25 protein-coding genes are annotated in these 26,516 nt (G+C 70.8%); 6 read left to right on the plus strand and 19 right to left on the minus strand.

What is annotated here, in order from left to right; all coding sequences use genetic code 11:
* Positions 1 to 6 precede the first annotated feature (6 nt).
* The 8 genes from ACIPY8_RS05980 to ACIPY8_RS06015 form a co-directional block, all read right to left on the minus strand.
* A complete protein-coding gene (locus ACIPY8_RS05980) occupies positions 7 to 729 on the minus strand; it encodes a DUF6882 domain-containing protein (RefSeq protein WP_400816054.1) in 723 nt (240 codons plus the stop codon).
* A 55-nt stretch (positions 730 to 784) separates the two neighbouring features.
* Positions 785 to 2,014, minus strand: coding sequence for an MFS transporter (locus ACIPY8_RS05985; RefSeq protein WP_400816057.1), 1,230 nt, complete (start codon positions 2,012 to 2,014; stop codon positions 785 to 787).
* A gap of 66 nt (positions 2,015 to 2,080) precedes the next feature.
* Positions 2,081 to 2,884 carry an HpcH/HpaI aldolase/citrate lyase family protein gene (locus ACIPY8_RS05990; protein ID WP_400816060.1) on the minus strand — a complete coding sequence of 268 codons (804 nt, stop codon included), beginning with the start codon at positions 2,882 to 2,884 and terminating at the stop codon, positions 2,081 to 2,083.
* Complete coding sequence (locus ACIPY8_RS05995) at positions 2,869 to 3,657, minus strand: 2-keto-4-pentenoate hydratase (RefSeq protein ID WP_400816063.1); 789 nt, start codon at positions 3,655 to 3,657, stop codon at positions 2,869 to 2,871. Before ACIPY8_RS05995 ends, ACIPY8_RS05990 begins: the two co-directional genes overlap by 16 nt.
* A complete protein-coding gene (gene hpaD / locus ACIPY8_RS06000) occupies positions 3,654 to 4,790 on the minus strand; it encodes a 3,4-dihydroxyphenylacetate 2,3-dioxygenase (RefSeq protein WP_400816066.1) in 1,137 nt (378 codons plus the stop codon). Before hpaD ends, ACIPY8_RS05995 begins: the two co-directional genes overlap by 4 nt.
* A gap of 27 nt (positions 4,791 to 4,817) precedes the next feature.
* Complete coding sequence (hpaE, locus tag ACIPY8_RS06005; protein ID WP_400816069.1) at positions 4,818 to 6,314, minus strand: 5-carboxymethyl-2-hydroxymuconate semialdehyde dehydrogenase; 1,497 nt, start codon at positions 6,312 to 6,314, stop codon at positions 4,818 to 4,820.
* Positions 6,311 to 6,991 carry a GntR family transcriptional regulator gene (locus ACIPY8_RS06010; RefSeq protein WP_400816072.1) on the minus strand — a complete coding sequence of 227 codons (681 nt, stop codon included), beginning with the start codon at positions 6,989 to 6,991 and terminating at the stop codon, positions 6,311 to 6,313. Before ACIPY8_RS06010 ends, hpaE begins: the two co-directional genes overlap by 4 nt.
* Positions 6,988 to 8,421 carry a fumarylacetoacetate hydrolase family protein gene (locus ACIPY8_RS06015; RefSeq protein ID WP_400817655.1) on the minus strand — a complete coding sequence of 478 codons (1,434 nt, stop codon included), beginning with the start codon at positions 8,419 to 8,421 and terminating at the stop codon, positions 6,988 to 6,990. Before ACIPY8_RS06015 ends, ACIPY8_RS06010 begins: the two co-directional genes overlap by 4 nt.
* 165 nt (positions 8,422 to 8,586) lie before the next feature.
* Here ACIPY8_RS06015 and ACIPY8_RS06020 point away from each other — a divergent pair, with 165 nt between their 5' ends.
* The 3 genes from ACIPY8_RS06020 to ACIPY8_RS06030 all read left to right on the plus strand — a co-directional run bounded on the left by ACIPY8_RS06020 (position 8,587) and on the right by ACIPY8_RS06030 (position 12,369).
* Positions 8,587 to 9,966: an MFS transporter gene (locus ACIPY8_RS06020; protein WP_400816074.1), complete on the plus strand. Its 1,380-nt coding sequence runs from the start codon at positions 8,587 to 8,589 to the stop codon at positions 9,964 to 9,966.
* A 55-nt stretch (positions 9,967 to 10,021) separates the two neighbouring features.
* Positions 10,022 to 11,887 (plus strand): FAD-dependent monooxygenase, encoded by a 1,866-nt coding sequence (locus ACIPY8_RS06025; protein ID WP_400816076.1) that lies wholly within the window; start codon positions 10,022 to 10,024, stop codon positions 11,885 to 11,887.
* 101 nt (positions 11,888 to 11,988) lie between these two features.
* Entirely contained in the window at positions 11,989 to 12,369 is a 381-nt protein-coding gene (locus ACIPY8_RS06030; protein ID WP_400816078.1) for a VOC family protein, read from the plus strand.
* 111 nt (positions 12,370 to 12,480) lie between these two features.
* Here ACIPY8_RS06030 and ACIPY8_RS06035 read toward each other — a convergent pair whose 3' ends face one another.
* Together ACIPY8_RS06035 and ACIPY8_RS06040 are read right to left on the minus strand one after the other, a co-directional pair.
* Positions 12,481 to 13,338: a PhzF family phenazine biosynthesis protein gene (locus ACIPY8_RS06035; RefSeq protein WP_400816080.1), complete on the minus strand. Its 858-nt coding sequence runs from the start codon at positions 13,336 to 13,338 to the stop codon at positions 12,481 to 12,483.
* A gap of 67 nt (positions 13,339 to 13,405) precedes the next feature.
* The gene (locus ACIPY8_RS06040) at positions 13,406 to 15,058 is read right to left on the minus strand and encodes a thiamine pyrophosphate-binding protein (RefSeq protein ID WP_400816082.1); all 1,653 of its coding nucleotides are present in this window, start codon (positions 15,056 to 15,058) and stop codon (positions 13,406 to 13,408) included.
* 172 nt (positions 15,059 to 15,230) lie between these two features.
* Between ACIPY8_RS06040 and ACIPY8_RS06045 the strand changes: the two genes are divergently transcribed.
* The gene (locus tag ACIPY8_RS06045) at positions 15,231 to 15,740 is read left to right on the plus strand and encodes a phosphoribosyltransferase (protein ID WP_400816083.1); all 510 of its coding nucleotides are present in this window, start codon (positions 15,231 to 15,233) and stop codon (positions 15,738 to 15,740) included.
* A gap of 18 nt (positions 15,741 to 15,758) precedes the next feature.
* Here ACIPY8_RS06045 and ACIPY8_RS06050 read toward each other — a convergent pair whose 3' ends face one another.
* The 8 genes from ACIPY8_RS06050 to ACIPY8_RS06085 all read right to left on the minus strand — a co-directional run bounded on the left by ACIPY8_RS06050 (position 15,759) and on the right by ACIPY8_RS06085 (position 22,370).
* The gene (locus tag ACIPY8_RS06050) at positions 15,759 to 17,282 is read right to left on the minus strand and encodes an ATP-dependent DNA ligase (protein WP_400816085.1); all 1,524 of its coding nucleotides are present in this window, start codon (positions 17,280 to 17,282) and stop codon (positions 15,759 to 15,761) included.
* Between the two features lie 70 nt (positions 17,283 to 17,352).
* Positions 17,353 to 18,123, minus strand: coding sequence for an enoyl-CoA hydratase/isomerase family protein (locus ACIPY8_RS06055; protein ID WP_400816087.1), 771 nt, complete (start codon positions 18,121 to 18,123; stop codon positions 17,353 to 17,355).
* Between the two features lie 13 nt (positions 18,124 to 18,136).
* On the minus strand, positions 18,137 to 19,234 hold the full coding sequence (gene paaE / locus ACIPY8_RS06060) for a 1,2-phenylacetyl-CoA epoxidase subunit PaaE (protein WP_400816088.1): 1,098 nt from the start codon (positions 19,232 to 19,234) through the stop codon (positions 18,137 to 18,139).
* Positions 19,235 to 19,255: 21 nt separating this feature from the next.
* Positions 19,256 to 19,750 carry a 1,2-phenylacetyl-CoA epoxidase subunit PaaD gene (gene paaD / locus ACIPY8_RS06065; RefSeq protein WP_400816090.1) on the minus strand — a complete coding sequence of 165 codons (495 nt, stop codon included), beginning with the start codon at positions 19,748 to 19,750 and terminating at the stop codon, positions 19,256 to 19,258.
* Positions 19,744 to 20,571 (minus strand): 1,2-phenylacetyl-CoA epoxidase subunit PaaC, encoded by an 828-nt coding sequence (gene paaC / locus ACIPY8_RS06070; protein WP_400816092.1) that lies wholly within the window; start codon positions 20,569 to 20,571, stop codon positions 19,744 to 19,746. The genes paaD and paaC overlap by 7 nt, the downstream gene beginning before the upstream one ends.
* Positions 20,568 to 20,873 (minus strand): 1,2-phenylacetyl-CoA epoxidase subunit PaaB, encoded by a 306-nt coding sequence (paaB, locus tag ACIPY8_RS06075; protein WP_050721552.1) that lies wholly within the window; start codon positions 20,871 to 20,873, stop codon positions 20,568 to 20,570. The genes paaC and paaB overlap by 4 nt, the downstream gene beginning before the upstream one ends.
* The gene (gene paaA / locus ACIPY8_RS06080; protein ID WP_400816094.1) at positions 20,873 to 21,850 is read right to left on the minus strand and encodes a 1,2-phenylacetyl-CoA epoxidase subunit PaaA; all 978 of its coding nucleotides are present in this window, start codon (positions 21,848 to 21,850) and stop codon (positions 20,873 to 20,875) included. The genes paaB and paaA overlap by 1 nt, the downstream gene beginning before the upstream one ends.
* A gap of 100 nt (positions 21,851 to 21,950) precedes the next feature.
* Positions 21,951 to 22,370, minus strand: a complete 420-nt coding sequence (locus ACIPY8_RS06085) for a pilus assembly protein CpaE (RefSeq protein ID WP_400816096.1) — start codon at positions 22,368 to 22,370, stop codon at positions 21,951 to 21,953.
* A 63-nt stretch (positions 22,371 to 22,433) separates the two neighbouring features.
* Between ACIPY8_RS06085 and ACIPY8_RS06090 the strand changes: the two genes are divergently transcribed.
* Positions 22,434 to 24,542 carry a RecQ family ATP-dependent DNA helicase gene (locus tag ACIPY8_RS06090; protein ID WP_400816098.1) on the plus strand — a complete coding sequence of 703 codons (2,109 nt, stop codon included), beginning with the start codon at positions 22,434 to 22,436 and terminating at the stop codon, positions 24,540 to 24,542.
* A gap of 31 nt (positions 24,543 to 24,573) precedes the next feature.
* Here the strand turns inward: ACIPY8_RS06090 and ACIPY8_RS06095 are convergent, their stop codons facing one another.
* Entirely contained in the window at positions 24,574 to 25,347 is a 774-nt protein-coding gene (locus tag ACIPY8_RS06095) for an IclR family transcriptional regulator (RefSeq protein ID WP_400816100.1), read from the minus strand.
* Positions 25,348 to 25,521: 174 nt separating this feature from the next.
* On the opposite strand from ACIPY8_RS06095, the gene dhaK reads away from it, so the two are divergent.
* Entirely contained in the window at positions 25,522 to 26,514 is a 993-nt protein-coding gene (gene dhaK, locus ACIPY8_RS06100) for a dihydroxyacetone kinase subunit DhaK (RefSeq protein WP_400816102.1), read from the plus strand.
* The last annotated feature ends 2 nt before the right edge of the window (positions 26,515 to 26,516 follow it).

Consider the following 26,516-nt stretch of genomic DNA (forward strand, 5'->3'; position numbering starts at 1 on the left):
CTCATGCTAGCCCTGGGGGTGCAGGCTGCTCTCGATGTTCGCGATGCGGGCCTGGTCGTCGAAGCGGAAGGTGGCGGATCCGGAGGCATCGGCGACCGTCGCGCCCGAGAACGACTCGTCCGTCCAGGTGAGGTTCCATCCGGCGAGGCGTGCGGCGTCCCACACCGACGTGCGCGCGTCGGGCAGCGCGAGCGAGGAGAGCACACGGGGGAGCACGATGGCGGCGTCCGCCACAGTGAGAGGCGCGAGGGGCAGGTCGAGCACGAACACGGCGACCGTGCCGCCGCCGACCGGTGCGACGTAGTACGGAGCGCGGCCCGTCAGCTCGACGGCCACGGCGCCCACGGTATGCGCGGCCGCGGTGATCCAGCTCTCGTCGCCGGAGGCGTCGCTGGGGAACGGGAGCTCGGGCTCGCTCAGCTCGCGGATGCCGTGTTCGGCGCCGTAGTCGCGCAGCTGGCCGGCGACGCCCGCGGGGTCGCCCTGCGGGTGGGCCCACGCCCACAGCAGCGAGCGGGGCCCGGGGGCGATCGTCGCGACCAGGTGGGCGCGGGCGACGAGGCGGCGCTCGGGATCGGCGTTCGACGAGAACACCAGGGTGCCGGCCGCCATGTCCGCGTCCCAGCGATTGTCGCCGAGCGTCTCCAGCTCACGCGCGAGGGAGTCCTGGCGAAGAGCGGTGAACAGTGCGGCACGGTCGGCGAGGGGCTGGAGCGCGGCGAAGGTCATGCCCACAGTCTCACCCGGATTGCTATGAATCCGCCAACCCCGCGTTCCGAGACCGTCACCGCGCCGAGAGGGCGCCCGCGGGGCGACCCATGCGCCACACGCTCGGCACGAGGAGCGTGACGATCGCGATGCTCGCGTAAAGGACGCCCGAGGTGACGAGCACGGTCTGCACGTCGGCGTGCGTGATGAGCCAGCCGTAGAGCAGGGTCCCGATCGGCATCACCACGTAGCTGCCGAGCATGTCGTAGCTCGACACCCGCGAGAGCCTGTCGACCGGCACGTTCTCCATCATGGCGAGGTTCCATCCCGTGCTGAACACCTCCGCTCCCGCGCCGGCCAGGAACGCCGCGATCGCGAGCACGACGACGACCGGGTGCACGCCGAGCATCGTGAGAGGCAGCGCGAACAACGCCATGCCGAGCATCCCGTACCTCAGCGGCTTGCGCAGCGGGAACCACAGCAGCACCAGCGTCATCAGCAGGATGCCGACGCCTTCGGCGCTCACGACCCACCCCCACCCGGCGATGCCGAGCCGTTCGTCGTTCTTCGCGACGTAGGGGCCGACGACGCCCCATGCGCCGATGTGGATCGCGTTCATGACCATGAATGCCAGCACGATGACCCACAGCCAGGTGCGGCTCCAGAACTCGCCCCAGCCGACGCGGAGGTCGTGGAAGAACGTCGTCCCGCCGGCATGATCGGGCGGGGGCAGGCGCACGAGCGCGAGGATCGGGATCGCCGCGGCCCAGCCGATCGCCTGCACGACCATCGCCCAGGCGGGGCCGGCGGTCGACACGAGGATGCCGGCGATCACGGGACCGCCGATCGTGGTGGCCGAGCGCACGAACGACAGCATCGCGTTCGCCTGCTGCAGATGCTCGGCCGTGGTGAGCTGCGGGATGATGCCCTGCATCGCGGGCAGCACGAAGGCGGTGGAGGCGCCGTTCGCGACCGACAGAAGCGCCAGCAGCGGCACCGTGGCCGTTCCCGTGAACATCAGGGCCGCCATCGTGCCGATCGAGAGGATGTCGATCACGTAGCAGGACTGGATGATGAGGGCGCGCGGCACGCGGTCGGCGACGACCCCGCCGATCAGGAGGAACACGATGTTGCTGACGGTGAACGCGGCGAGCACCAGAGACAGCGACTGCGGCTCGTTGTCGATCTCGAGCACCGCGAACGCCAGTGCGATCGACGACATCGACCCGGTGATGAGCGTGATCGCGCGCGCGAGGAAGAACCAGCGGAAACCGCGGTCCTGCAGCGCGGCCAGAGCGCGGATCATCGCCGGACGTCGGTCGTGTGCATCCCGCCATCCTGCCACCGCGCCGCGCATCTCACGGCATCGCGGTCAGTAGCTGGCGCGGTCGGATCCCTCGGATGCCGGGACGAAGCGCGCCGCGAGTGCCTCGGAGGCGCGGGCGAGCAGGGCGACGTCGGCCCCCACCGCCACGAAGTCCGCGCCGCTCGCGATGTAGTCGTCGGTGACGGCCGGGTCGAAGGCGTTCACGCCGACGGGCTTCCCCGCCGCCGTCGCAGCCGCGAACACGCTCTCGACCGCGGCGACCACGTCGGGGTGGGTCTGCTGTCCGAGCAGGCCCATCGACGCCGACAGGTCGGAGGGTCCGACGAAGACGGCATCCACCCCGTCGACCGCGGCGATCTCGGAAGCAGCGGCGACCCCTGCCGCGGTCTCGATCTGCACCGTCAGCGAGGTGTGCGCCGCGGAGTCGCGCAGGTAGCCGTCGACGCGGTTCCAGCGCGCGCTGCGGGCGAGGGCGCTGCCCACGCCGCGCACTCCCTCGGGGGGATAGCGGGTCGCGGCGACGGCCGCGCGCGCCTCGTCAGCCGACGACACCATCGGCACGATGATGTTCTGCGCACCGAGATCCAGGACCTGCTTGATCGCGACGGCGTCGTTCGACGGCACCCGCACGACCGGGGTGATCGGGTACGCGGCGACGACCTGCAGCTGCACGAGCGTCGACTCGAGCGTGTTGGCGGAGTGCTCCATGTCGATGAGCAGCCAGTCGAGACCGGATCCCGCGGCGACCTCGGTCACGAGCGGACTGCCGGAGCACGCCCACATCCCGATCAGCGGGCGAGCCGATGCCGCGAGTCGTTCGCGGAACGACGGGTCTAGACGAAGCGGCATGTGATGGTTCCCATCGGTCCGTAGTCGCACAGCACCTCATCGCCGCGCGACACCCACATCGGGCGTGTGAACGATCCTGCCAGGATGATCTCCCCGGCCTCCAGACGCGCGCCGTGCTGGTGGAACTTGTTCGCGAGCCAGGCGACGCCGGTCGCCGGGTGGCCGAGCACGCCCGCCGCGACCCCGGTCTCCTCGATCTCGCCGTTGCGCGACAGCACGCCGGGCACCCAGCGCAGATCGATCTCGTCGGGTCGACGCCGCTCGGTGCCGAGCACCATGGCTCCGTACGCCGCGTTGTCGCTGATGGTGTCGACGATCGTGCGGCCCTCGAGCTCGATGTGCGAGTTCAGCACCTCGAGAGCCGGGATCGCGTAGTCGATCGCCGCGAGCGCGTCGTCGAGCGTGCAGTCGGGTCCCTCGAGCGGTCGCGCGAGCACGAACGCGAGCTCGACCTCGATGCGCACGTTCGAGAAGTGCGCGGTGGGGATCTCCGCCCCGGACTCGTACACGGTGTCGTCGAACATCACGCCGTAGTCGGGCTCGGTGATGCCGGTCGCCTGCTGCATCGCCTTCGAGGTGAGACCGATCTTCCGGCCCACGAGGCGACGCCCCGCGGCGACCTGCGCGTCGCGCCAGACGCCCTGGATCGCATACGAGTCCTCGATCGTCGCATCCGGATATCGTGCCGTGATGCGCGGGATCACGCCGTGCGTGCGATCGGCCTCGGCCAGTTCGGCGGCGATGTCCGCGATGGTGTCTGCGGACAGGCTCATAGCTGGTTGCCGAGCTTCTTCTCGCCGTCCTCGGCGCGGGTGTACGAGAACCCGTCGGCGCCGATGGTCACGGCCATCTCCGAGCTGTCGGTGCGTGCGACGACCGGCTGCGGGTTGCCGTCGAGGTCGAGCACGAGCGAGGCGTCGGTGTACCACGACGGCACGACGGGGTTGCCCCACCAGTCGCGGCGCTGGTTGTCGTGCACGTCCCACGTGATGACGGGGTTGTCGGGGTCGCCCGTGTAGTAGTCCTGCGTGTAGACCTCGACGCGGTGCCCGTCGGGGTCGCGCAGGTACAGGTAGAACGCGTTGCTCACGCCGTGGCGACCCGGTCCGCGCTCGATCGCGTCGGACCTGCGCAGCGCCCCGAGCTTGTCGCAGATCGCGAGGATGTTGTGCTTCTCGTGCGTCGCGAAGCACACGTGGTGCATGCGGGGGCCGTCGCCGCCGGTCATGGCCGTGTCGTGCACGGTGGGCTTGCGGCGCATCCACGCGGCGTACACCGTGCCCTCCTCGTCCTGGATGTCCTCGGTGACGCGGAAGCCGAGGTCCTGCATGAACTTCACGGCTCGCGGCACGTCGGGCGTCACCTGGTTGAAGTGGTCGAGACGCACGAGCTCGCCGGGGATGTGCAGGTCGTAGCGCCACGACATCCGCTCGACGTGGTCGGATCGATGGAAGAACTCGATCGGGAAGCCGAGGGGGTCGACCACGCGGACCGAGTCGCCCACGCCCTTCACGAAACCGGCCGGATCGCGCCGGACGTCGCAGCCGAGCTCGGTGTAGAACTCCACGGCGCGGTCGAGGTCTTCTGCAGCACGCACACGGTACGAGAACGCGGCCACGGCGGCCACCGGGCCCTTCCGCAGCACGAGGTTGTGGTGGATGAACTCCTCGGTCGAGCGGAGGTAGATCGCCTCGTCGTCCTCCTCGGTCACGTACAGGCCCAGCACGTCGACGTAGAACACGCGCGACGCCGCGAGATCCGTGACGACGAGCTCCATGTACGCGCATCGGAGCACGTCGGGCGGGGTGCTCGACGGCGTCGCGATCGGGTTATCGGTGCGGATCGGCGCCTCCTGGCTCACGTAGTACCCGGCGGAGGTCAGGGTCATCTCTTGGCGGTCGGTCATGTCAGCGTCCTTGCTGTGGTTCTCTGGTCAGTTCTTGCCGAAGGTGGGGTTGTGCGCGCCGCCGAGCGTGATGTGCACGCTCTGCTGGTCGGTGTAGAAGTCGATCGAGCGGTAGCCGCCCTCGTGACCGAGACCCGAGGCCTTGACGCCGCCGAACGGGGTGCGCAGGTCGCGCACGTTGTTGCTGTTCAGCCACACCATGCCGGCCTCGACCGCCTGCGAGAAGTTGTGCGCGCGCTTCAGGTCGTTGGTCCAGATGTACGCCGCGAGACCGTACTTCGTGTCGTTCGCGAGGGCCAGCGCCTCCTCGTCGGAGTCGAACGGCGTGATCGCGACCACCGGCCCGAAGATCTCCTCCTGGAAGATCCGCGCGTCGGGGGAGACGTCGGCGAACACCGTCGGAGCGACGAAATTGCCCTCGTCGAACCCGTCGGGGCGGCCGCCGCCGGCGACCAGTCGTCCCTCGGTCTTGCCGATCTCGACGTACGACATGACCTTCTCGTAGTGCTCGGGGTGCACGAGCGCCCCCACCTCGGTGGCGGGGTCGTGCGGGTAGCCGACCTTCACGCGCTGTGCCTGCGCCGCGTACCGCTCCACGAACTCCTCGTAGATCGACCGCTCGACGAGGATGCGGGAGCCCGCCGTGCAGCGCTCGCCGTTGAGGGAGAACACCCCGAAGATCGTGGCGTCCACGGCCGCCTCGATGTCGGCGTCGGCGAACACGACGGCGGGCGACTTGCCGCCGAGCTCCATCGACAGTCCCTTGAGGAAGGGAGCGGCGTTGCCGAAGATGATCTGCCCCGTGCGGCTCTCGCCCGTGAACGAGATGAGCGGAACGTCCGGATGCTTCACGAGGGCGTCTCCGGCGTCCTCGCCCAGGCCGTTGACGAGGTTGAACACGCCCTGCGGGAGCCCTGCCTCCTCGAAGATCCCGGCCCACAGCGAGGCGGAGAGCGGCGTGAACTCGGCGGGCTTGAGCACGACGGTGTTGCCCGTCGCCAGCGCGGGACCGAGCTTCCACGACTCGAGCATGAACGGGGTGTTCCACGGCGTGATGAGCCCCGCGACGCCGATCGGCTTGCGGTTCACGTAGTTCATCTGCTTGCCGGGCACCTTGAAGGCGTCGTCTGCCTGCGCCACGATGAGGTCGGCGAAGAAACGGAAGTTCTCGGCGGCGCGGCGGGCCTGGCCCAGCGCCTGCGTGATGGGCAGACCGGAGTCGTACGACTCGAGCTCCGCGAGGCGGGCGTCGCGCGACTCGACGATGTCGGCGATCCGGTGCAGCACGTGCGAGCGCTCGCGGGGCAGCATCCGCGGCCACGGTCCCTCGTGGAAGGCGCGCTTCGCGGCGGCGACCGCGAGGTCGATGTCGGCCTTCTTGCCCGCAGACGCCGTGGTGTAGGTCTCGTTCGTGACCGGGTCGAGCACGTCGAACGTGTCGCCGTCGACCGAGTCGACGAACGCGCCGTCGATGTAGTGGCGGATGTGGTCGGGCAGGTCTGCGGGGATGCGGGAATCGGTCATGAGAGCCCTCCGGTCTGGTGAGTGCGGGTGTGCAGGGCGTCGAGGAACGCGTCCCTCGTGCGCCAGCGGTGGTTGCGGGCGGCGAGCTCGATCTCGAGCGGATCGGCGCCGATGCGGATGAGTTCGATGATCTGCGAGTGCTCCTCGACGGAATGCTGTGCGCGCCCGGGCACGGACGCGAAGGTCGAGTCGCGGATGCCGGACAGACGCGACCAGCCGCGGTGCACGAGGTCGAGCAGATGCGGGTTCGGACACGGCTCGAACAGCACCGAGTGGAACTGCCGGTTCAGCTCGGTGAAGGCGTGCGCGTCGAGGTGGTCGAGCATCCGCGCCATGCGGTCGTTGATGCGCGTGGCCTCGTCGAGCGCCGCGTCGTCGAGCAGCGGAGCGGAGAGCGCGGTCGCGGATCCCTCCACGATCCCGAGCGTCTGCATGGTGTGGGCGTACTCGCTCTCGTCGACGAGGGTCACGCGGGCGCCGACGTTGCGCTCGAAGGTCACGAGACCCTCTGCCTCGAGTCGGCGGATGGCCTCGCGCACCGGCACCACGCTCATCTGCAGGTCGTCGGCGATCGAGCCGAGGACCAGTCGGTAGCCGGGGCTGAACATATGACCCGTGATGCGGGAGCGGATCCACTCGTACGCGACCTCGGACTTGCTCGTCGCCGTCGTGCTCACGAGCGGGCCTCGTATCGCGCGCGCCACTCGGCGTTCATCGGGAAGAGCCCGTCGACCGGATGCCCCGCGGCGACCTGCTCGGCGACCCAGGCGTCCTCGTGCTCCTGGGCGATCGCCGCGTCGGCGACCTCCTCGGCGAGGGCCGGCGGGATGACGATCACGCCGTCGCCGTCGCCCACGACGATGTCGCCCGGCTGCACGGTGGCGCCGCCGCAGGCGATCGTCACGTCGACCTCCCACGGGACGTGACGGCGGCCGAGCACGGACGGGTGCGCCCCCTGCGAGAACACGGGGAAGCCGAGCGCCGCGACGGCGTCGTAGTCGCGCACACCGCCGTCGGTGACGACCCCGGCCGCGCCGAGCGTCTGCGCACGTAGAGCCATGACGTCTCCCAGGGTGCCGCTCGTCGCGTCGCCGCGGGCCTCGATCACGATGACCTCGCCCTCGCCGACCGTGTCGAACACGCGCTTCTGGGCGTTGTAGCCGCCGCCGTGCGATGCGAACAGGTCTTCACGGAACGGCACGAACCGCAGAGTCCTGGCCGTGCCGACGACCTTCACGCCGGGGATGTTCGCGGCGACGCCGTCGACGAAGCATCCGTGGTGTCCGCGCTTGCGCAGCTGCGCCGACAGGCCGGCGGTGGGCGCCTCCCGCAGCTTGGCGCGGAGCGCGGGGGAGAGGGCCGGCTCAGGTGCGGCCAGTCCCGCCTCCTCGCGGGATCCCCAGGCCTCGGTGCGCTGGAGGTCGTCGACCGCGGGGAGCGAGCCGACCTCGGGGTCGAAGGGCACCTCGCCCTGCGTCACCGTGGTCACGAGGCGACCGGAGGTGGGGGCTCCGGGAGCATCCGGCGCGTCGACCTCGATCTCGACGACGTCGCCGGGGGAGATCACCGAGGAGCCCGCCGGCGTTCCGGTGAGGATCACGTCGCCCGTCTCCAGCGTGAAGTGCTGCGACAGATCCGCGACCAGCTGGGCGAGCGGGAAGATGAGGCCGGCCGTCGTGTCGTCCTGGCGGAGCTCGCCGTTGACCCAGGCGCGCACGCGGAGGGCTGCGGGGTCGACCGCGCGGGCGTCGATCAGCTCGGGGCCGACCGGCGTGTACCCGTCGCCGCCCTTGGAGCGGACGTTCGAGCCCTTGTCGTTCGCGCGCAGGTCGTAGAGCCCCAGGTCGTTCGAGGCGGTCACGGCGGCGACGTGCTCCCAGGCGTCGGCGAGTGCGACGCGTCGCGCGGGGGTGCCGATCACGAGCGCGATCTCCCCCTCGAAGGCGAGGAGCTCGGTGCCGACGGGGCGCTCGACCGTGCCGCCGGACACGCCGAGGGAGCTGGCCGGCTTGAAGAAGTAGGAGGGCGCGGCGGGACGTCGTCCGCGCTGGTCGGCCCGGGAGGCGTAGCTCAGGTGGATCGCGATGATCTTGCCGGGGCGGGTCATGGGTGCCGTCACGGGGCGCCTCCTCGCGCTCGTCTGCGGTGTCGTAAAGGACGCTTGTGCGTCGTATTCGAAATCGTATATCATCGTGTCCACCCCGGCAAGCACTCCTCGAAACCCCGAAGAGCGGATGCCGTGACAGTGCCGTCACCATCAAAGGAGATACCCATGAGCGGGCAGCCACAGGCGGGGTTCACCCCCACCGGCACCATCGCCTCCGCGACCGATCGCCGCCGCGTCGTCTTCGCCACCGTCGTCGGGACCACCGTCGAGTGGTACGACTTCTTCATCTACGCCACCGCCGTCGGCCTCGTGTTCGGCCAGCTGTACTTCGAGCCGCTCGGCGCCAACAGCGCGCTGATCGCCTTCGCCACGGTCGGCGTGAGCTTCCTGTTCCGACCGCTCGGAGCGTTCCTCGCCGGCCACTACGGCGACAAGCTCGGCCGCAAGACCGTGCTCATGTGGACCCTGATCCTCATGGGCGCAGCGACCGCACTCATCGGCATCCTGCCGACGTACCAGACCATCGGGATCACCGCGCCGGTGCTGCTCGTGCTGCTGCGCATCATCCAGGGCATCTCCGCCGGCGGCGAGTGGGGCGGGGCGGTGCTGATGGCCGTCGAGCACGCCCCGCGCACCAAGCGCGGCATCTTCGGAGCCTCGCCGCAGATCGGCGTCCCGCTCGGGCTGCTGCTCGCGTCGGGCGTCATGGCCCTCATGACCGCGATCGCCCCCGGCGACCAGTTCCTCGCCTGGGGCTGGCGCGTGCCGTTCCTGCTCAGCGTCGTCCTGATCCTCGTCGGCTACTACGTGCGTCGCCGCGTCGAGGAGAGTCCCGTCTTCGCCGAGCTCGCCGAGCGCAAGGAGCGCGCGCGGATGCCGATCGTGCAGCTGTTCAAGAAGCACCTGCTCCTCGTGATCATCGCCGCGTTCGTGTTCGCGGGCAACAACGCCGTCGGGTACATGACGACGGGCGGATACATCCAGGGGTACGCCACGAACCCCGAGGGTCCCATCGGACTCGAGCGCGGCCCCGTGCTGTGGGCGGTCGCCGGATCCGCGGTCACCTGGCTGCTGACGACGCTGCTGGCAGGCTGGGTGTCCGACCGCATCGGACGCCGCACGACGTACATCATCGGCTGGGCGATGCAGCTCGTGGGCGTGTTCACGCTGTTCCCTCTCGTCAACACGGGCGAGATCGGCCTCCTGTTCGCGGGTCTCGCGATCCTCACGATCGGCCTCGGCTTCACCTACGGCCCGCAGGCGGCGCTGTACACGGAGCTCTTCCCGGCCAGCATCCGCTTCTCGGGTGTCTCGATCTCCTATGCGATCGGCGCGATCGCGGGCGGCGCGTTCGCCCCGACCATCGCGACCGCGATCGTGCAGTCGACCGGATCGACGCAGGCCGTCACCTGGTACCTCGCGGGGATGACCGTGCTCGGACTCATCGCGACGCTGCTGCTGCGCGACCGCTCGGGCATCCCGCTCGGCCCGGACCACGAGGCGGAGCAGTCCGTGAGCCCGATCCACGGCCTCGCCCGCGCCTGAGCCCCGCCCTCGCCGCCCGCGAGAGAATAGTCACATCCGGAAGGGATCGACGACGATGCAGTTCCACCACCACGGCTACGTGTCGGGAGACCCGCGGGTGCTCCCCGCGCAGGTCGCCGAGCGAGCAGACGACCTCCCCGATGAGGTCGACGTGCTGATCGTGGGCTCCGGCCCCGCCGGCATGCTGCTCGCCGCGCAGATGTCGCAGTACCCGGGGGTGACGACGCGCATCATCGAGAGGCGCGACGGACGTCTGGTGCTCGGGCAGGCCGACGGCATCCAGCCGCGCAGCGTCGAGACCTTCCAGGCGTTCGGGTTCGCGGAGCGCATCGTCGCCGAGGCGTACAACATCGGCTGGATGAACTTCTGGGGCCCGAACCCCGAGCAGCCCGACGAGATCATCCGGACCTCGCGCACAGCGGACTACGCGTACGACATCTGCGAGTTCCCGCACCTCATCGTGAACCAGGCGCGTGTGCTCGACTACTTCGCGGAGGCGGCCGCGCACGGCCCCGGCCGCATCGCTCCGGACTACGGCGTCGAGTTCACCGGGCTCACGGTGCACGACGACGGCGAGTACCCGGTCGAGGTGGGCGTGCGATACGTCGCGGGGGAGCGCGCGGGCGAGGAGCGGACCATCCGCGCGAAGTACGTCGCCGGATGCGACGGCGCGCGCAGCGGGGTGCGTCAGGCGATCGGCCGGATTCACGTCGGGGCGAGCGCGGCACACGCCTGGGGCGTCATGGACGTGCTCGTGAACACGGACTTCCCGGACTGGCGCACCAAATGCGCGATCAACTCCGAGGCCGGGAACATCCTGCACATCCCCCGCGAGGGCGGATACCTCAGCCGCATGTACATCGACCTCGGCGAGGTCGCGGCCGACGACGACCACCGCGTGCGGCAGACCCCGATCGAGGAGGTCATCCGCAAGGCCAACGCGATCCTGCACCCGTACTCGATCGACGTGAAGCAGGTCGCCTGGCACAGCGTGTACGAGGTCGGCCATCGCGTCACCGACGGCTTCGACGACGTGGCGGACGACTCCGGACGCATGCCGCGGGTGTTCCTCACGGGCGACGCCTGCCACACCCACAGCGCCAAGGCCGGGCAGGGCATGAACGTGTCGATGCAGGACGGCTTCAACCTCGGCTGGAAGCTCGGGTCGGTGCTGACCGGCCGGGCGCCCGAGGCGCTGCTCGCGACGTACGGGGCCGAGCGGCGGCCGGTCGCCCAGCAGCTGATCGACTTCGACCGCGAGTGGTCGACCCTCATGGCGCGCAAGCCCTCCGAGATCACCGATCCCGGCGAGCTCGCGACGTACTACCTCGCGACGGCGGAGTTCCCCTCGGGATTCATGACCCAGTACACGGCGTCGATGATCACCGGCACGGACGCGCACCAGGACCTCGCTGCCGGATTCCCGATCGGCAAGCGGTTCAAGTCCGCCGAGGTGGTGCGCGTGGGCGACGGCAACGTCGTGCATCTGGGCCACCATGCGAAGGCCGACGGACGCTGGCGCGTGTACGCCTTCGGAGACCGCGACGGCTCGGCGCTCGCCGCCTGGGCGTCGGCGGCGGCTCCCGTCTTCGCGCGGTTCACGCCCGCGGATGCCGACGCGGACGCCGTGTTCGACGTGAAGGCCGTGTACCAGCAGCCGTATGAGGGGCTCGAGGTCACGACCGCCCCGGCGCTGTTCCAGCCGAAGACCGGTCCGCTCGGGCTCACCGACTGGGAGAAGGTCTACGCCGCCGGGCCGTCGAAGTGGACGGACACGGACATCTTCGCCGCGCGGGAGCTGTCGCGCGACGGCGTGGTGGTCGTGGTGCGGCCGGACCAGTACGTGGCGGCGGTCCTGCCGCTCGACGCGGTCGACGAGCTCGAGGACTTCGTCGCGGGGGCGCTGCTGCCGGCGGTCTGATGGTCCGGTCCGCCGGGCATGCCCGACTCTGGTGCGATGTCGGTGGTCCGGCGTACCGTGAGTGCCGTGCGGGCGCCGACGCCCGCCAGGAGGGTGTGACCATGTCCTGGAAGATCGAGCTCATCTTCGTGCCGGTGACCGATGTCGACCGCTCGAAGGAGTTCTACACGAAGATCGGCTTCAACCCCGACCACGATCAGGTGCCCTACGAGGGTCTGCGCTTCGTCCAGATGACGCCCCCGGGCTCCGCCTGCTCGATCGCGTTCGGCACTGGACTCGACATCCCGCTCGAGCCCGGACAGCAGAAGACGATCCAGGTCGTCGTCCCCAACGCCGAGGAGGCGAAGGCGCAGCTGACGGCCGTCGGCGTGGAGGCCCGCGGCGTGGAAGACCTCGGCTGGGGCCGCTTCGTGTGGTTCGACGACCCCGACGGCAACACCTGGACCCTGCAGGAGCTCCCGGACTACAGCGCGCAGTCCTGAGAGCGGGCGCTGCTCGTCACCTTCTGCGGTAAGCGTCAACTTCTGCGGCCATGAGCGCTCGCCGTGGCCGCAGAAGTTGCGCATGGCCGAAGGAATTGCGATCGGAGCGCATCACTCGATGCGGAACGCCCCGCCGGACACCTCGATGCCGCCGGCCTCGGGGATGGTGACCGTGAGCAGACTCGGGCGACGGACGTGAGCGCCCTGGTGGATGCGGATGGTGCGCCCTGCGAAGCCGTGCTCGCGGAGGTAGGCGCCCGTGGAGGCCGCGGCCGAGCCGGTCGCCGGGTCCTCGGTGATGCGGCCGACGGGGAAGAGGTTGCGTGCGTCGACGTCGTCGCCGTCGCCCGGGATGTGCAGGATCGTGGCGGTCCCGAACCACCCCTGCTCGCGCATCAACGCGGCGACCTCGGAGGGCGCGAAGCGGAACTGGTCGAAGAGCTCCCGGTCGGCGATCGTCACGACGGGGTGCCGGTTCCCTGCGAACGCCTCCGCCGCGGGGAACCGCGGATCGAGCTCGTCGCGGCCGACGCCGATCAGCGCGAGCAAGCGGTCGAGCACGGCATCGTCGATCGCGCGGACCTCGGGCTCGACGCTCGTGAACGAGACGCTGACCGCTCCGTCGCCGGACACCGTCGAGCGCAGGGTCACGGGGCCGGCGTTCGTGTCGAACACGACGACTCCGGTGCCGTCCCGCTCCGCCAGGGCGACGGCCGTCGCGACGGTCGCGTGCCCGCAGAACGGAACCTCGGCCGCGGGCGACCAGTAGCGCACGCGGTAGCGCGCGACGGCGGCATCCGCCGCCCGGCCCACCAGGAACGCGGTCTCGGAGAAGCCGACCTCCGCGGCGATCTCCTGCATCCGCTCGTCCGAGAGCCCGCCTCCGTCGAGCACGACGCCCGCGGGGTTGCCGCCGTCGGAGGTCGCGGCGAAAGCGCTGTAGCGCAGGACGTCCGGAGCGGGGGTCATGACGTGAGCCTAGCGACCGGGCGGCGAGCCACTGGCCGGAAGTGGCCCGCTCGTCCACCCGCCCCGATCACGAGTTCACGCGGATGATCTCCTGCTGGTACGGCGCGATCACGTCGCCCGAGATGCGCAGGTCGAGCAGGAGGAAGCGCCGTGTCGCGGCATCCTCCTGTGCCCAGGTCGCGACCCGTTCGAGGTCGTCGAGGGTCCGCACGACGACGCCCTCCGCGCCGACGGCCGCGCCGAACGCCGCGAAGTCCACCTCGGGAATCCGCATGGGCGCCTCCGCGAGCCCCTTGAGCCCGTAGAGGTTGACCTCGGCGCCGTAGGCCGCGTCGTTCCAGATCACGGCGATGCCGCGTCCGGCCGCCGCGCGCACAGCGGACTCGAGGTCGGCGATCGCCATGAGTCCGCCGCCGTCGCCCGAGGTCAGCACGATCGTGGAGTCGCGGCGGGCGAGGGCCGCGCCCACGACGCTCGGCCACCCCTGTCCGATCGACTGGAACGCGGTGCCGACCATCATCATGCGGTCCGGCGCCGCGACCGGCCAGTACATGTTCGCCCAGCCGATGAAATGGCCGCCGTCCGAGACGACGACGCGGTCTTCGGGGAGCAGGTCGCCCAGGCGGCGCGCGGCCGAGCGGGGGTCGAGGCGGCCGTCCGGGGCGAGGTCGTCACCAGCCTCGTACGTCCGGGCAGCCGCCACGTCGACGCTCTCGCGCCACGGGCTGGCGTTCTCCCCGTTCTCCCGCAGCCGGGACACGAGCCCCTCCGCCGCGAGACGGGCGTCCGCGCGCACGAAACCGCCCACGTGCGGGTGGGTCGCCGCCGGGGCGATGTCGACCTGGAACACACGGGTGCCGGGGGCGAAGAGCTCACCGAAGCGCATCGTGAACTGGTTGAGCGAGGCGCCGAACACCACGGCGACGTCGGCCTCGCGCACGAGCTCCATGGCGCCGTCGGCACCGAAACCGCCCGTCACGCCGAGGTCGAACTGCGCGGCGGGGAAGACCCCGCGACCGAGCGCGGACGACGCGGTGAGCGCCCCCGTGAGGCCGGCGAGCTCGCCGAGGGCCGTTCCCGCCCCGCCGAGCCAGGCGCCGCGTCCGGCGAGGAGGAACGGGCGCTCGGCGGACCGGAGCGCCGCGGCGATCTCGTCGAGCATCCCCTCGGCGAACGCTCCGCGCGGGGCGAGCGGTGCGGGGATGCGGGGGTCCGGCGCCTCGGCGACCGGGCCGGCCTCGAGCGACGCGACGTCGTAGGGGATCGCCAGCACGACCGGGACACGATAGGTCAGGGCGTGCTCGATCGCGATCACGGTCGTCGCCGCGGCGTCCGCGCGCCCGACCGTATAGGTGCGGGCGCCGACGGCCGAGGCGAGGGCGATCTGGTCGACATCCCAGGGGCGTGGCCCCGAGGTCGGCTCGTCGCCCACCACGAGGACGAGCGGCACGTGAGCCTGCACGGCCTCTGCGAGAGCGGTGAGCGTGTTCGTGAAGCCGGCGCCGTAGGTCGAGGTGCCCGCGGCGATGCGACCCGAGGCGCGGAAGTGAGCATCGGCGGCGACGACGGCCCCCTGCTCGTGGCGGACGGCGGTGAAGACGGCATCCGTCTGCGTCTCGATCGCGTCGAGGAAGTAGGCGTTTCCGTTGCCCATCACGCCGAAGACGGCGTCGATGTGCTGAGCGAGGGTGAGTGCGACGTGCGCGGACACGGTGGACATGCGGTTGCCTTTCGAGACAGGGACGGAGGGTGATCTTCCGTATGTGTCTCGCCGCCGCGTCCTCGCGGGGCTTCGTGCCTCTTTTTCAAGCACCGGCTGTCGTGCCGGACCAGTCGATCCTACCGCTCGGGACGGTGACGGATGCGGTGCCGCGGTGCGGGACAATGGAGCGGTGACGGATGACACGATCGAGCGCGAGACGCTCACCTGGGACGGTTTCGGTTCGGCGACGCGCGACCTCGCGCGCGCGATCCTCGAGAGCGGCTTCGAGCCCGAGGTCGTCGTGGCGATCGCCCGCGGCGGGCTGCTGCCGGCCGGCGCGATCGCCTACGGTCTCGGTGCGAAGAACTGCGGCGCGATCAACGTCGAGTTCTACACGGGCATCGGCACGGTGCTCGACGCCCCCGAGGTGCTGCCGCCCGAACTCGACATGGCCTACCTCGACGGTCGCCGGGTGCTCCTCGTCGACGACGTCGCGGACTCCGGCCGCACGCTCGCACTCGCCGTGCAGCTGCTGAAGGACAAGGGCGCCGATGTGCGCTCGGTCACGATCTACACCAAGCCCTCGACCATCATCCAGCCGGACTACGCCTGGAAGGACACGGACCTCTGGATCAACTTCCCGTGGTCGTTCCAGGGCACGGTCCGCGAGGAGGACCTCGGGCTGCCGCCCACGGCCTGATCGTGCCGTGCCGCCGGGTCAGCCGCGCAGCAGCGCCCGGAGCGTCTGGATCGTGTCGGCGTCGGCGGGCGTCTTGTCCTCGCGGTACGCCTTGACGCGGGCGAACCTCAGCGCCAGACCGCCGGGGTAGCGCGGCGACTTCTGCACGCCGTCGATCGCGATCTCCACGACGAACCGAGGCTCGAGGAACACCGTGCTCTGGGTGCGCCGTGACTCGAACGCGGGGAACTGCTCGGTCTGCCAGCGCAGCAGATCGTCGGTGAGTCCCTTGAAGGTCTTGCCGACCATCACGAGGCCGCCCCGTTCGCCGAACTCGCCGTCGGGGTCGCGCGCACCGAGGTGGAGATTCGACAGCCAGCCCTGCCGACGCCCAGAGCCCCACTCGGCGGCCAGGACGACGAGGTCGTAGGTGAGCACCGGCTTGACCTTGATCCAGGACTTCCCGCGGCGGCCGGCCGTGTAGGTCGAGTCGATGCCCTTCACGAGCACGCCTTCATGCCCGGCGGCGAGAGCCTCGCGCGACAGCTGCTCGGCGGCCTCGGCGTCGTCGGTCACGACCCCCGGCATCCGCCACTCGTCAGCGACGCGCTCGAGCTCGGCCAGCCGCACCGACAGGGGATCGTCGATCAGGTCGCGACCGTCGACATGGAGGATGTCGAAGAACCAGGGACGAAGCGCGAGATCGCGGCTCACATCGGCGCCGAACCGCGACATCGTCTCCTGGAACGGACGAGGCCCTCCGTCTTCGTCGAGCGCCAGCGTCTCGCCGTCGAGGATCACGTCGCGCACCGGGAGGCCGCGCACGATCTCGACGATCTCCGGCACGCGGTGCGTGATGTCGGCGAGGCTGCGGGTGTAGACGCCCACCTCGTCGCCGTGCCGGTGCACCTGGATGCGCGCGCCGTCGAGCTTGTACTCGACCGAGGCGCGACCCGTGGTCTCGAGGGCGGCCGTGGGAGTGGCGGCGGTACCCGCGAGCATGGGCAGCACGGGGCGCCCGACCGCGAGGCCGATCGCGTCGAGCTCTTCCTCCGTGCCGGTGAGCGCGACCACGGCGGTCTCACCCAGGTCGCCCGAGAGCATCGCGGCGCGACGGACGGCTGCCACCGGGCGGTCGGAGGCCTTCGCGATCGCGTCGACCAGCACGCCAGCGAGGGCGCCGGTGCGCAGCTCGCCGAGCATCGCCCGGGTCAGGAAGTCCCACTCGGCGACGGTCGCGCGCAACGCGAGAGCCGTCAGCACCCCGGTGCGCGCCGCCGCCGAACCCGAGCCGGTCGTGGCGACGAGCGCGTCGAACGCGGCATCCACCTCGGCGAGGACGATCGCGGAGGTGTCTGCATGCGACACCTCGAGCGACGTGAGCCCGCGCCATCCGACCCCGAGTCGTCCCTGTCGAGGGCTCGCGAGCAGCAGCCCCACGAGGACGGGGATGTCGACGGCGTCCGCCCGCGAGAGCAGCTGCGCGAGCGCGTCGATCTTCGCGAGGCGGGAGGACGTCGCGGCGACCGTGTCGGTCGCGGCGACGACGTCGGCGATCATCATGGATGCAGTCTGCCCCGGACATCCGACATCCGACCAGCCCCTTGCGGTCTCCGGGGAGCGACCCGTCGGGTCAGCGTCCGCGGAACTCCGGACGGCGCTTCTCCTGGAAGGCCGCGAACCCCTCGCGATAGTCGTCCGTGTCGCACAGCGCGGCCTGCGCGGCGTTCTCGGCCTCGACCGACTCCCACAGCGCGAGCCGCTCATCGCGGATGCGGGCCACGAGCTGCTTGCTCGCGAGGAACGCCGCCGTGGCGCCGCGGGCGGCCGCGGTCGCGGCATCCGTCGTCGCCTGCGCCACCTCGTCGTCGGCGAACACTCGCGAGAAGAGTCCGGCCGCGACCGCCTCCGAACCCGTCATGAGGCGTCCGGTGTAGACGAGGTCGAGCGTGCGATGCGGACCGAGCCGATCGACGAAGTACGAGTGCCCGCCCGAGTCGAGCGTCGCGCCCAGAGCGGCGAACGGCGAGCCGATCTTCGCGGACTCCGCGACGTACACGACGTCCGTCGCGATGAGCAGCCCGAGGCCGACGCCCAGGCAGGCGCCGTGCGCGACCGCGAACGTCGGCGCGGGGAAGCGCGCCATGCGCTGCAGGAGCGGCGTCACGAGTCCGCCCAGGTAGCCCATCACGTCGTCGTCGCGCGGGTCGACGCCCGAGATGTCGCGGCCGGCGCAGAACGCGCGCCCCTCGCCGCGCAGCACGAGAGCGCGCACCCCTGCGGCGTCGGCCTCGTCATAGGCCCGGCCGAGGTCGTGCAGCGCCTGCTCGTCGAGGGCGTTCAGCTTCGCGGGGGCGTCCAGCACGACGGTCGCGACGTCGTCGTGGATCGTGAGATCGATCACGTCTCGCTCCTTCTCAGACGTCGTAGTCGACCACGAGGCGGTCGCTCGTCGGGTGGGACTGACAGGTCAGGACGTAACCGCGCTCGAGCTCGTCGGGCTCCAGCGCGTAGTTCTCGGTCATCGTGACGCTGCCCTCGATGACGCGGGCGCGACACGTGCCGCACACGCCGCCCGCGCACGCGAACGGCGCGTCGGGGCGCACCCGCAGGGCGGCGTTGAGCACCGACTCGTGCGCGTCGACGGGGCTCTCGACCGTCGAGGAGACGCCGTCGAGGTTCACCTCGATCCGCACGGTGCGCTCACCCGCCCGCACCTCGACGGGGCGAGCGGCGCGCGCGGGCTCGTCGCCGGTCGTGAAGAGCTCGAAGCGGATGTGCTCGCGCCCGACGCCCACGTCGGCGAGCGCCTCGCGGCACAGGTCGACGAGTGCGAGGGGGCCGCACAGGAACCACTCGTCGACGTCGGCCGGGTCGATCAGCATCCGCAGGATCGTGCGCAGCTTCTCCTCGTCGAGGCGGCCCGACAGCACGGGAGCCGTGCGCTGCTCGCGCGACAGCACGTGATGAAGCGTGAGCCGGGTGGGGTAGCGGTCCTTGAGGTCGGCGAGGTCCTCGAGGAACATCACGTCGAGCGTCGAGCGGTTCGTGTACAGGAGCGTGAAGCGCGCGGTGTCGGACTGCGAGAGCACGGTGTGCGCGAGCGCCATGAGGGGCGTGATGCCGGAGCCGGCCGCGATACCGACGACGTGGCGGCGGTCGAGGTCGGGCAGGGCCGAGGTGAACGTGCCCTGGGGGCTCATGACGTCGATCTCGAACCCCGGCTGCAGGCCGGTCTGCGCCCAGGTCGAGAACAGTCCGCCCTCGTCGCGCTTGACGGCCACACTGAGGCGGGTGTCCCGGCCGCCCGTGCGCTTCTCGGGGGCGCGGCACAGCGAGTACGAGCGGCGCACCTCGGTGCCGTCGAGCGTGGTGCGCAGGGCGACGTACTGCCCCGGGAGGTGGTCGTAATCGTCCGCCAGGGCGGCGGGGACGGTGAACGTCACCTCGACCGCGTCGTCGGTGAGCGGACGCACGCTCTCGACGGCGAGAGTGTGGAAGCGGGCCCGGGCCATGTCAGTGCGCTCTCTCCTGCATCAGTGGACCTTGAAGTGGTCGAAGGGCTCGAGGCACGCGCGGCACTCGTACAGCGCCTTGCAGGACGTCGATCCGAAGCGGGAGACCTCGCGGGTGTCCAGCGAGCCGCACTGCGGGCACCGGACGCTGAGCGCGAGGCGGATCGGACCTGCACCCACGGCCGCGCGGCCGGTGGGCGGGGCGATGCCGAAGCGCTCGAGCTTCTGCTTGCCGGCATCCGACATCCAGTCCGTGGTCCAGGCGGGGGACAGCACGAGCGACACGTCCACGGGGGAGTACCCGGCGGCGGTGAGCGCGAGCACGACGTCGTCGCGGATCGTGTCCATCGCGGGGCAGCCGCTGTAGGTCGGGGTGATGTCGACGTGTACGGCGGCGCCGTCGACACGGACGGCTCGCAGCACGCCGAGGTCCTCGATCGTGAGCACCGGCACCTCGGGATCCGGCACGGAGGCCGCGATGCTCCAGGCCTCCTCGGTCGCCGTCCGGGTCACCACGTCGCCCCCGGATGCCGTCGCGCGAGCACCTGCATCTCGGCGAGCACATGACCGAGCGGTGTCGCATGGGCGCCGTGGCGTCCGCCCGCCGAGGAGGCGCTGACGTCGGGCACCGTGAGCTCGGCCTCCGCGAAGACCGCGTCGATCACGGCGTCGAACCCTGCCCGCAGCGACGACGGACGCACGGCGGCGTCGCCGAGCCGGTCGATGAGCTCCTCATCGCGGAACAGTTCGTCGACGTAGGGCCACACGTCGACGAGCGCGCGGATCATGCGGCGTCGCGACTCCTCGGTGCCACCGGCGAGACGGAGCACCCACTGCACGGCGTGATCTCGGTGGTAGTCGACCTCCTTGCGCGACTTCTCGGCGATCGCTGCGAGCGTCTCGTCGCTGCTCGCACGCAGCGCCGTGTAGAGCTCGAGCATGTACGTCGAGGCGATCAGCTGTCGCGCGATGGTCTGCGCGAAGTCGCCGTTCGGCTGCTCCACCAGCCACGAGCTGCGGAACTCCGGTTCGTCACGGAAGTAGGCCAGGTCGTCCTCGCTGCGCCCGTCGTACGAGCCCGCGTAGCGGAGGAAGGACCGCGCGTGTCCGAGGAGGTCGAGCGCGATGTTGCCGAGCGCGACGTCCTCCTCCAGCTCCGGCGCGCGGGAGATCCACTCGCCGAGCTGCTGCGACAGGACGAGCGCATCGTCGCCGAACCACAGGGCGTACTCCGCGATGTCGGCGGATCCCGCGACGGCCGTTCCCCCGGCGAGCTCGGCGCTCAACGAGAGCTCGTCGACGCTGACGTCGCCGTGCAGGTCTTCGTGCGCGTTCACAGGTGCGGCACGCCCTCGGAGGCCGTGTAGTACACGGCGTGGCGGTAGTTCTTGCCCGCAGGACTCTCGAAGTAGGCGCCCTTCGCGTCGGGGTCGCTGGTCGTGATGGCCTCGGCAGGCACGGCCCAGATCGACACGCCCTCGCCGCGCCGCGTGTAGAGGTCGCGCCCGTTGCGGATCGCCATGTCGGCGTCCGGCGCGTGCAGCGAGCCGACGTGCACATGGCTCAGGCCGCGGTTCGCGCGGACGAAGATCTCCCACAGGGGCCAGGGCTCGCGCTCGTCGGCGCCGGGCGTCGCCATCACGCCACCGCCGTCGCCGAGACGCGCTGCTTGCGGGCGTACTCGGCCGCGGCCTCGCGCACCCACGCGCCGTCCTCGTGCGCCGTGCGGCGGCGCTCGAGCCGTTCCGCGTTGCACGGGCCGTTCCCGCGGAGCACCTGGAAGAACTCGTCCCAGTCGATCTCGCCGATGTCGTACTGCCCGGTGTCCTCGTTCCAGCGGAGGTCGGGGTCGGGCAGCGTGACCCCGAGGATCTCGGCCTGGGGCACGAGCATCGACACGAAGCGCTGGCGGAGGTCGTCGTTCGAGAAGCGCTTGATCTTCCACTTCATCGACTGCGCGGAGTTGGGGGACTGGTCGTCGGGCGGGCCGAACATCGCGAGGCTGGGCCAGTACCAGCGGTCCACGGCATCCTGCGCCATCCGTCGCTGCTCCTCGGTGCCCTGCATGAGCGTGAGCAGGATCTCGAATCCCTGACGCTGGTGGAAGGACTCCTCCTTGCACACCCGCACCATGGCGCGTCCGTACGGGCCGTAGGAGGCGCGGCAGAGCGGCACCTGGTTGCAGATCGCGGCGCCGTCGACGAGCCAGCCGATCGCGCCCATGTCGGCCCAGGTCGGGGTGGGGTAGTTGAAGATCGAGGAGTACTTGGCCTTGCCCGTGATGAGCTGGTCCATCATCTCGTCGCGGGTGATGCCGAGGGTCTGCGCGGCGGAGTAGAGGTAGAGCCCGTGGCCGGCTTCGTCCTGCACCTTCGCCATGAGGATCGCCTTGCGCTTGAGGCTGGGCGCGCGCGTGATCCAGTTGCCCTCGGGCTGCATCCCGATGATCTCGGAGTGGGCGTGCTGGGAGATCTGACGGATCAGCGTCTTGCGGTACGCGTCGGGCATCCAGTCGCGGGGCTCGATGCGCTGCTCGTTCGCGATGAGCTCGTCGAACAGGCGCTCCTCCTCGCTCGGCACGGCGCCGGCGAGGGACAGGTCTGCGGGTGCGGTCATCATCGACTCCTCACGGAGCGGCAATCTTTACTGACCGCTCGTTAGGTAATTCTGACACGGCGGGATGCGGCACGCAAGACGACCCCGCCTGCGCGGCGCGTCAGTGCGATCGGGAGACGAGCTCGAGCAGCGCCCGTCCGTAGGCCTCGGACGGATCGGGATGCTCGAAGCGCAGCGCGTCGCCCGCGATGACGACCTCGACCACGAAGGCGTCGGCGACGCGCGTGAGAGAGCGGAACGTGCCGCGCAGGAGGTCGCGCAGCTGGTCCTCGCGGGGGAGCCACACGGCGTCGGCGAGCGTCACGGCGTCGAGCGCCCACTCGGTCGTGCCGTTGAACGCGAGGTCGGTACCCGAGGGCGTCTGCCGGGCCTCGATGGTCATGGCGCTCACGGTGAACACGTCGGCCTCCGCCTCGAGCTCGATCTCCTCGGGGAGGTCGAGCTGGAACCGGTCGCCCTCCGCCGGGTGCCACAGCAGACCGGCGTCGCGCAGTGAGGTGGCGAGCTCGCGGGTGATCACGCGTCCACGCTACCTGTGGATCGACTCGCGGCGGATGTCGGGGACCTCGGGCAGAGTGGAGCCATGACCTCCTCCGACGTCGACCTCCGTTCCGCCGCCCTCGGCGCCCTGCGGGAGCTCGTCGGGCGCGCGGACGCGGACTTCCACGAGGGGCAGTACGAGGCGATCGAGGCGCTGGTCGAGAACCGTCGGCGCGCTCTCGTGGTGCAGCGCACCGGATGGGGCAAGTCGGCGGTGTACTTCGTCGCGACCCTGCTGCTGCGCCGTCGGGGCGCCGGTCCGACGGTGCTCGTGTCGCCCCTACTCGCTCTCATGCGCGACCAGATCGCCGCAGCGGAGCGAGCCGGCGTCCGTGCGGTGGCGATCAACTCGACCAACGCGCACGAATGGTCCGACGTGCTCGCGCAGCTCGACCGCGACGAGGTCGACGTGCTGCTCGTCTCTCCCGAGCGGCTCAACAACCCCGCGTTCCGCGAGGAGCAGCTGCCGGCGCTCGTGCGGCGGATCGGGATGCTCGTCGTCGACGAGGCGCACTGCATCAGCGACTGGGGTCACGACTTCCGACCCGACTACCGCCGGCTGCGCGACCTGATCGGCGAGATGCCGGCCGATGTGCCCGTGCTCGCGACCACGGCGACCGCCAACAGCAGAGTCGTGGCCGATGTCGTCGAGCAGCTGGGTGTCGGAGGGTCGGGTGCGCCGGACGTCCTGACGATCCGCGGGCCGCTCGCCCGCACATCGCTGCGGCTCGGTGTGCTCCGGCTGCCGAACTCGGCCAGCCGTCTCGCGTGGCTGCTCAGCCACCTCGACGACCTGCCCGGTTCGGGGATCATCTACACGCTCACGGTCTCGGCGGCGGTCGACACGGCGCGGCTCCTGCGCGAGCACGGGCACGAGGTGCGGGCGTACACGGGGCAGACGGATGCCGACGAACGCGCCGAGTCGGAGGGGATGCTCAAGCGCAACGAGGTCAAGGCCCTCGTCGCCACGAGTGCGCTCGGCATGGGCTTCGACAAGCCCGACCTGGGATTCGTCGTTCATCTCGGCGCTCCGTCCTCGCCCGTCGCCTACTACCAGCAGGTCGGTCGTGCGGGGCGCGCGAGCGAGAACGCCGATGTGCTGCTGCTCCCCGGTGTGGAGGACCGCGACATCTGGCACTACTTCGCGACCGCGTCGATGCCCGACCGGGAGCGTGCCGAACGGGTGATCACCGCCCTGGGCGACGTGCCGATCTCGACGCCCGCGCTCGAGGCCATGGTCGACATCCGTCGGACGCCCCTCGAACTGCTGCTCAAGGTGCTCGACGTCGACGGGGCCGTGCGTCGCGTGCAGGGCGGATGGATCGCGACGGGTGCGCCCTGGGTCTACGACGCCGAGCGCTACGAGCGCATCGCCGCGGAGCGCCGGGCCGAGCAGCAGCACATGATCGACTACGAGGAGACCGAGGGATGCCGCATGGCGTTCCTGCAGCGCACGCTCGACGACGACACGGCAGCGCCCTGCGGCCGGTGCGACCGGTGCGCGGGCGTCTGGTTCCCGCAGGAGATCGGTGCGGATGCGAGCGCCCAGGCGGGCGAGTCGCTCGATCGCGTAGGGGTGCCGATCGAGCCTCGCCGTGCCTGGCCGACGGGTGCCGACCGCCTCGACGTGCCCGTCAAGGGGCGCATCCCCGTCGAGGAGCAGGCGGGCGAGGGTCGTGCGCTCGCGCGACTGACGGATCTCGGCTGGGGCGGGACGCTGCGAGGGATCTTCGCTGTCGGCGGGGCGGACGCGGCCGTGTCGCCCGAGATCCTCGGGGCGTGCGTGCGGGTGCTCGCCGGATGGGGATGGGACGAGCGCCCGGTGGCCGTGATCGCGATGCCGTCGCGGTCACGGCCGCTGCTGGTCGATTCGCTCGCCCGGGGCATCGCCGAAGTCGGGCGGCTCCCGTACCTCGGCGCGCTCGCGCCGGTGAACGGGGGGCCGACCGGGCAGCCCGGCGGCAACAGCGTGTTCCGGCTCGCAGGGCTGTGGGATCGCTTCGGCGCCGACGGCCTCGACGTGCCTGCGGGGCCGGTGCTCCTGGTCGACGACCTCGCCGACAGTCGCTGGACCCTCACGATCGCCGCCCGCACGCTCCGACGCGCCGGCGCGACGGCCGTGCTGCCCTTCGCACTGGCCCTGCGCGGCTGACGGCACTCTGCCGGCGGAAGAGGCTCCCGAGTCAGTCCTCCTCGGGCGCAGGAGCGGGCGCGGGCGGCCAGACGGTCGCGCCGAGCTCCCGCGAGATGTTGCGTGCGGTCTCGCGCAGCGCGTCGAGGACGGCATCCGTGGCGGGTGCCTGCGAGGTCGGCATCACGACCGCCACCGCCGCGACGATCTCGTTCGAGGCGTCGGCGACGGGCGCGGCGACCGACGACTCGCCGAGCACGGCCTCGTCGACCTCGGCGGCGGTCGCGCGGTCGAGGATCGCCGGCAGCTCGAGCGTCAGACGCGCGACGTCCGTGATGGTGTCGCCCGTGAGGCTGCGCAGCGGCTGCTCGAACACGGTCCGCTGGAATCCGGCGTCGTAGGCGAGGAGCACCTTGCCCATCGCGGAGGCGTGCGCGGGGATCGCGACACCGGTCTCGAGCATCTGTCTGCTGTCGTCGGGGCGCAGGTCGTGATGGATCACGAGCACCTCGTGGAAATGCGGGGCGCCCAGGCGCACCGGGAGGTTCGTTCGGCGGGCGAGCTCCTGGGTCCAGCGCATGGCCCGGGCGCGCACATCGAGCGTGTCGAGGTACACGTTGCTGAGGCGCAGGAGGGTCGGGCCGAGCATGTAGCGCTGTCCGCCGCGCTCCTTCGCGACGAGGCCGTGCGCGCGCAGGGACTTGACGATGCCGTGCACCGTGGACGGCGGCAGGGAGAGCGCGGCGGAGAGGTCGGTGATGCCGAGGTGACGGGCTCCCTGCAGCAGCTCCAGCACTCGCGCCGCGCGATCGATGGATTGAATCATGGGGCTTGTGTCCTCTCCTGCGAGACATCGGCGCCGAGGTCGTGCACTCCCTGAATCATGGGACCGGTCTCCTCTCCCTTGACAAGACGGCAGAGCCCGAGCATATTCGACATTGACGAATATCTTTCCGATTTCTTCGGAGAGCCGCGCGGCCGAGATCAAGGGAGATCCACCATGAAGAAGCTCATCAACGCTCCGGAAGACGTGCTCGTCGAATCGCTGAGAGGGGTGGCCCTCGCGCATCCCGAACTCTCGGTCGACCTCGAGACGCACGTCATCACGCGCGCGACGCCCAAGGCGCAGGGCAAGGTCGCCGTGGTGTCCGGCGGCGGCTCGGGCCACGAGCCGCTGCACGGCGGCTTCGTGGGCGCGGGGATGCTCGACGCGGCCGTGGCGGGGGAGATCTTCACCTCGCCGACGCCGGATCGCGTGCAGGCTGCGACCAAGGCCGTGGACCGGGGCGCGGGCGTGCTGCACATCGTCAAGAACTACACCGGCGACGTGCTGAACTTCGAGATGGCGGCCGAACTCGCGTCCATGGAGGGCATCGAGGTCGGGACCGTCGTGGTCGACGACGACGTGGCCGTGCAGGACTCGCTGTACACCGCCGGGCGTCGCGGCGTCGGTCTCACGGTGCTCCTCGAGAAGATCGTCGGCGCCGCGGCGGAGGAGGGGCAGGACCTCGCGTCCGTCGTCGCCCTCGCCCAGCGCATCAACGGTCAGGGCCGGTCGATGGGCATGGCGCTCACGAGCTGCACGGTGCCCGCCGCCGGCAAGCCCACGTTCGACCTCCCCGACGACCAGATGGAGATCGGCATCGGCATCCACGGCGAACCGGGCCGCCACCGCGAACCCCTCGCGCCGGCATCCGAGATCGCCCGTCAGCTGGTCGAGCCGATCGTCGCCGACCTCGACCGCACCGGCCCCGCGATCGTCATGGTCAACGGCATGGGGGCGACGCCGCAGATCGAGCTCTACCTCATGTACGCCGAGGTCGCCGCGCTGCTCGAGAAGGCGGGCGTGGAGATCGTGCGGAACCTCGTGGGCAACTACATCACCTCGCTCGACATGGCCGGATGCTCGGTCACCGTGCTCGCGGCCGACGAGGAGATCCTGCGTCTCTGGGACGCCCCGGTCAGCACTCCCGGCCTGCGCTGGGGGGTGTGAGC

The organism is Microbacterium sp. NPDC089696, assembly GCF_044749125.1.
GTDB lineage: Bacteria > Actinomycetota > Actinomycetes > Actinomycetales > Microbacteriaceae > Microbacterium.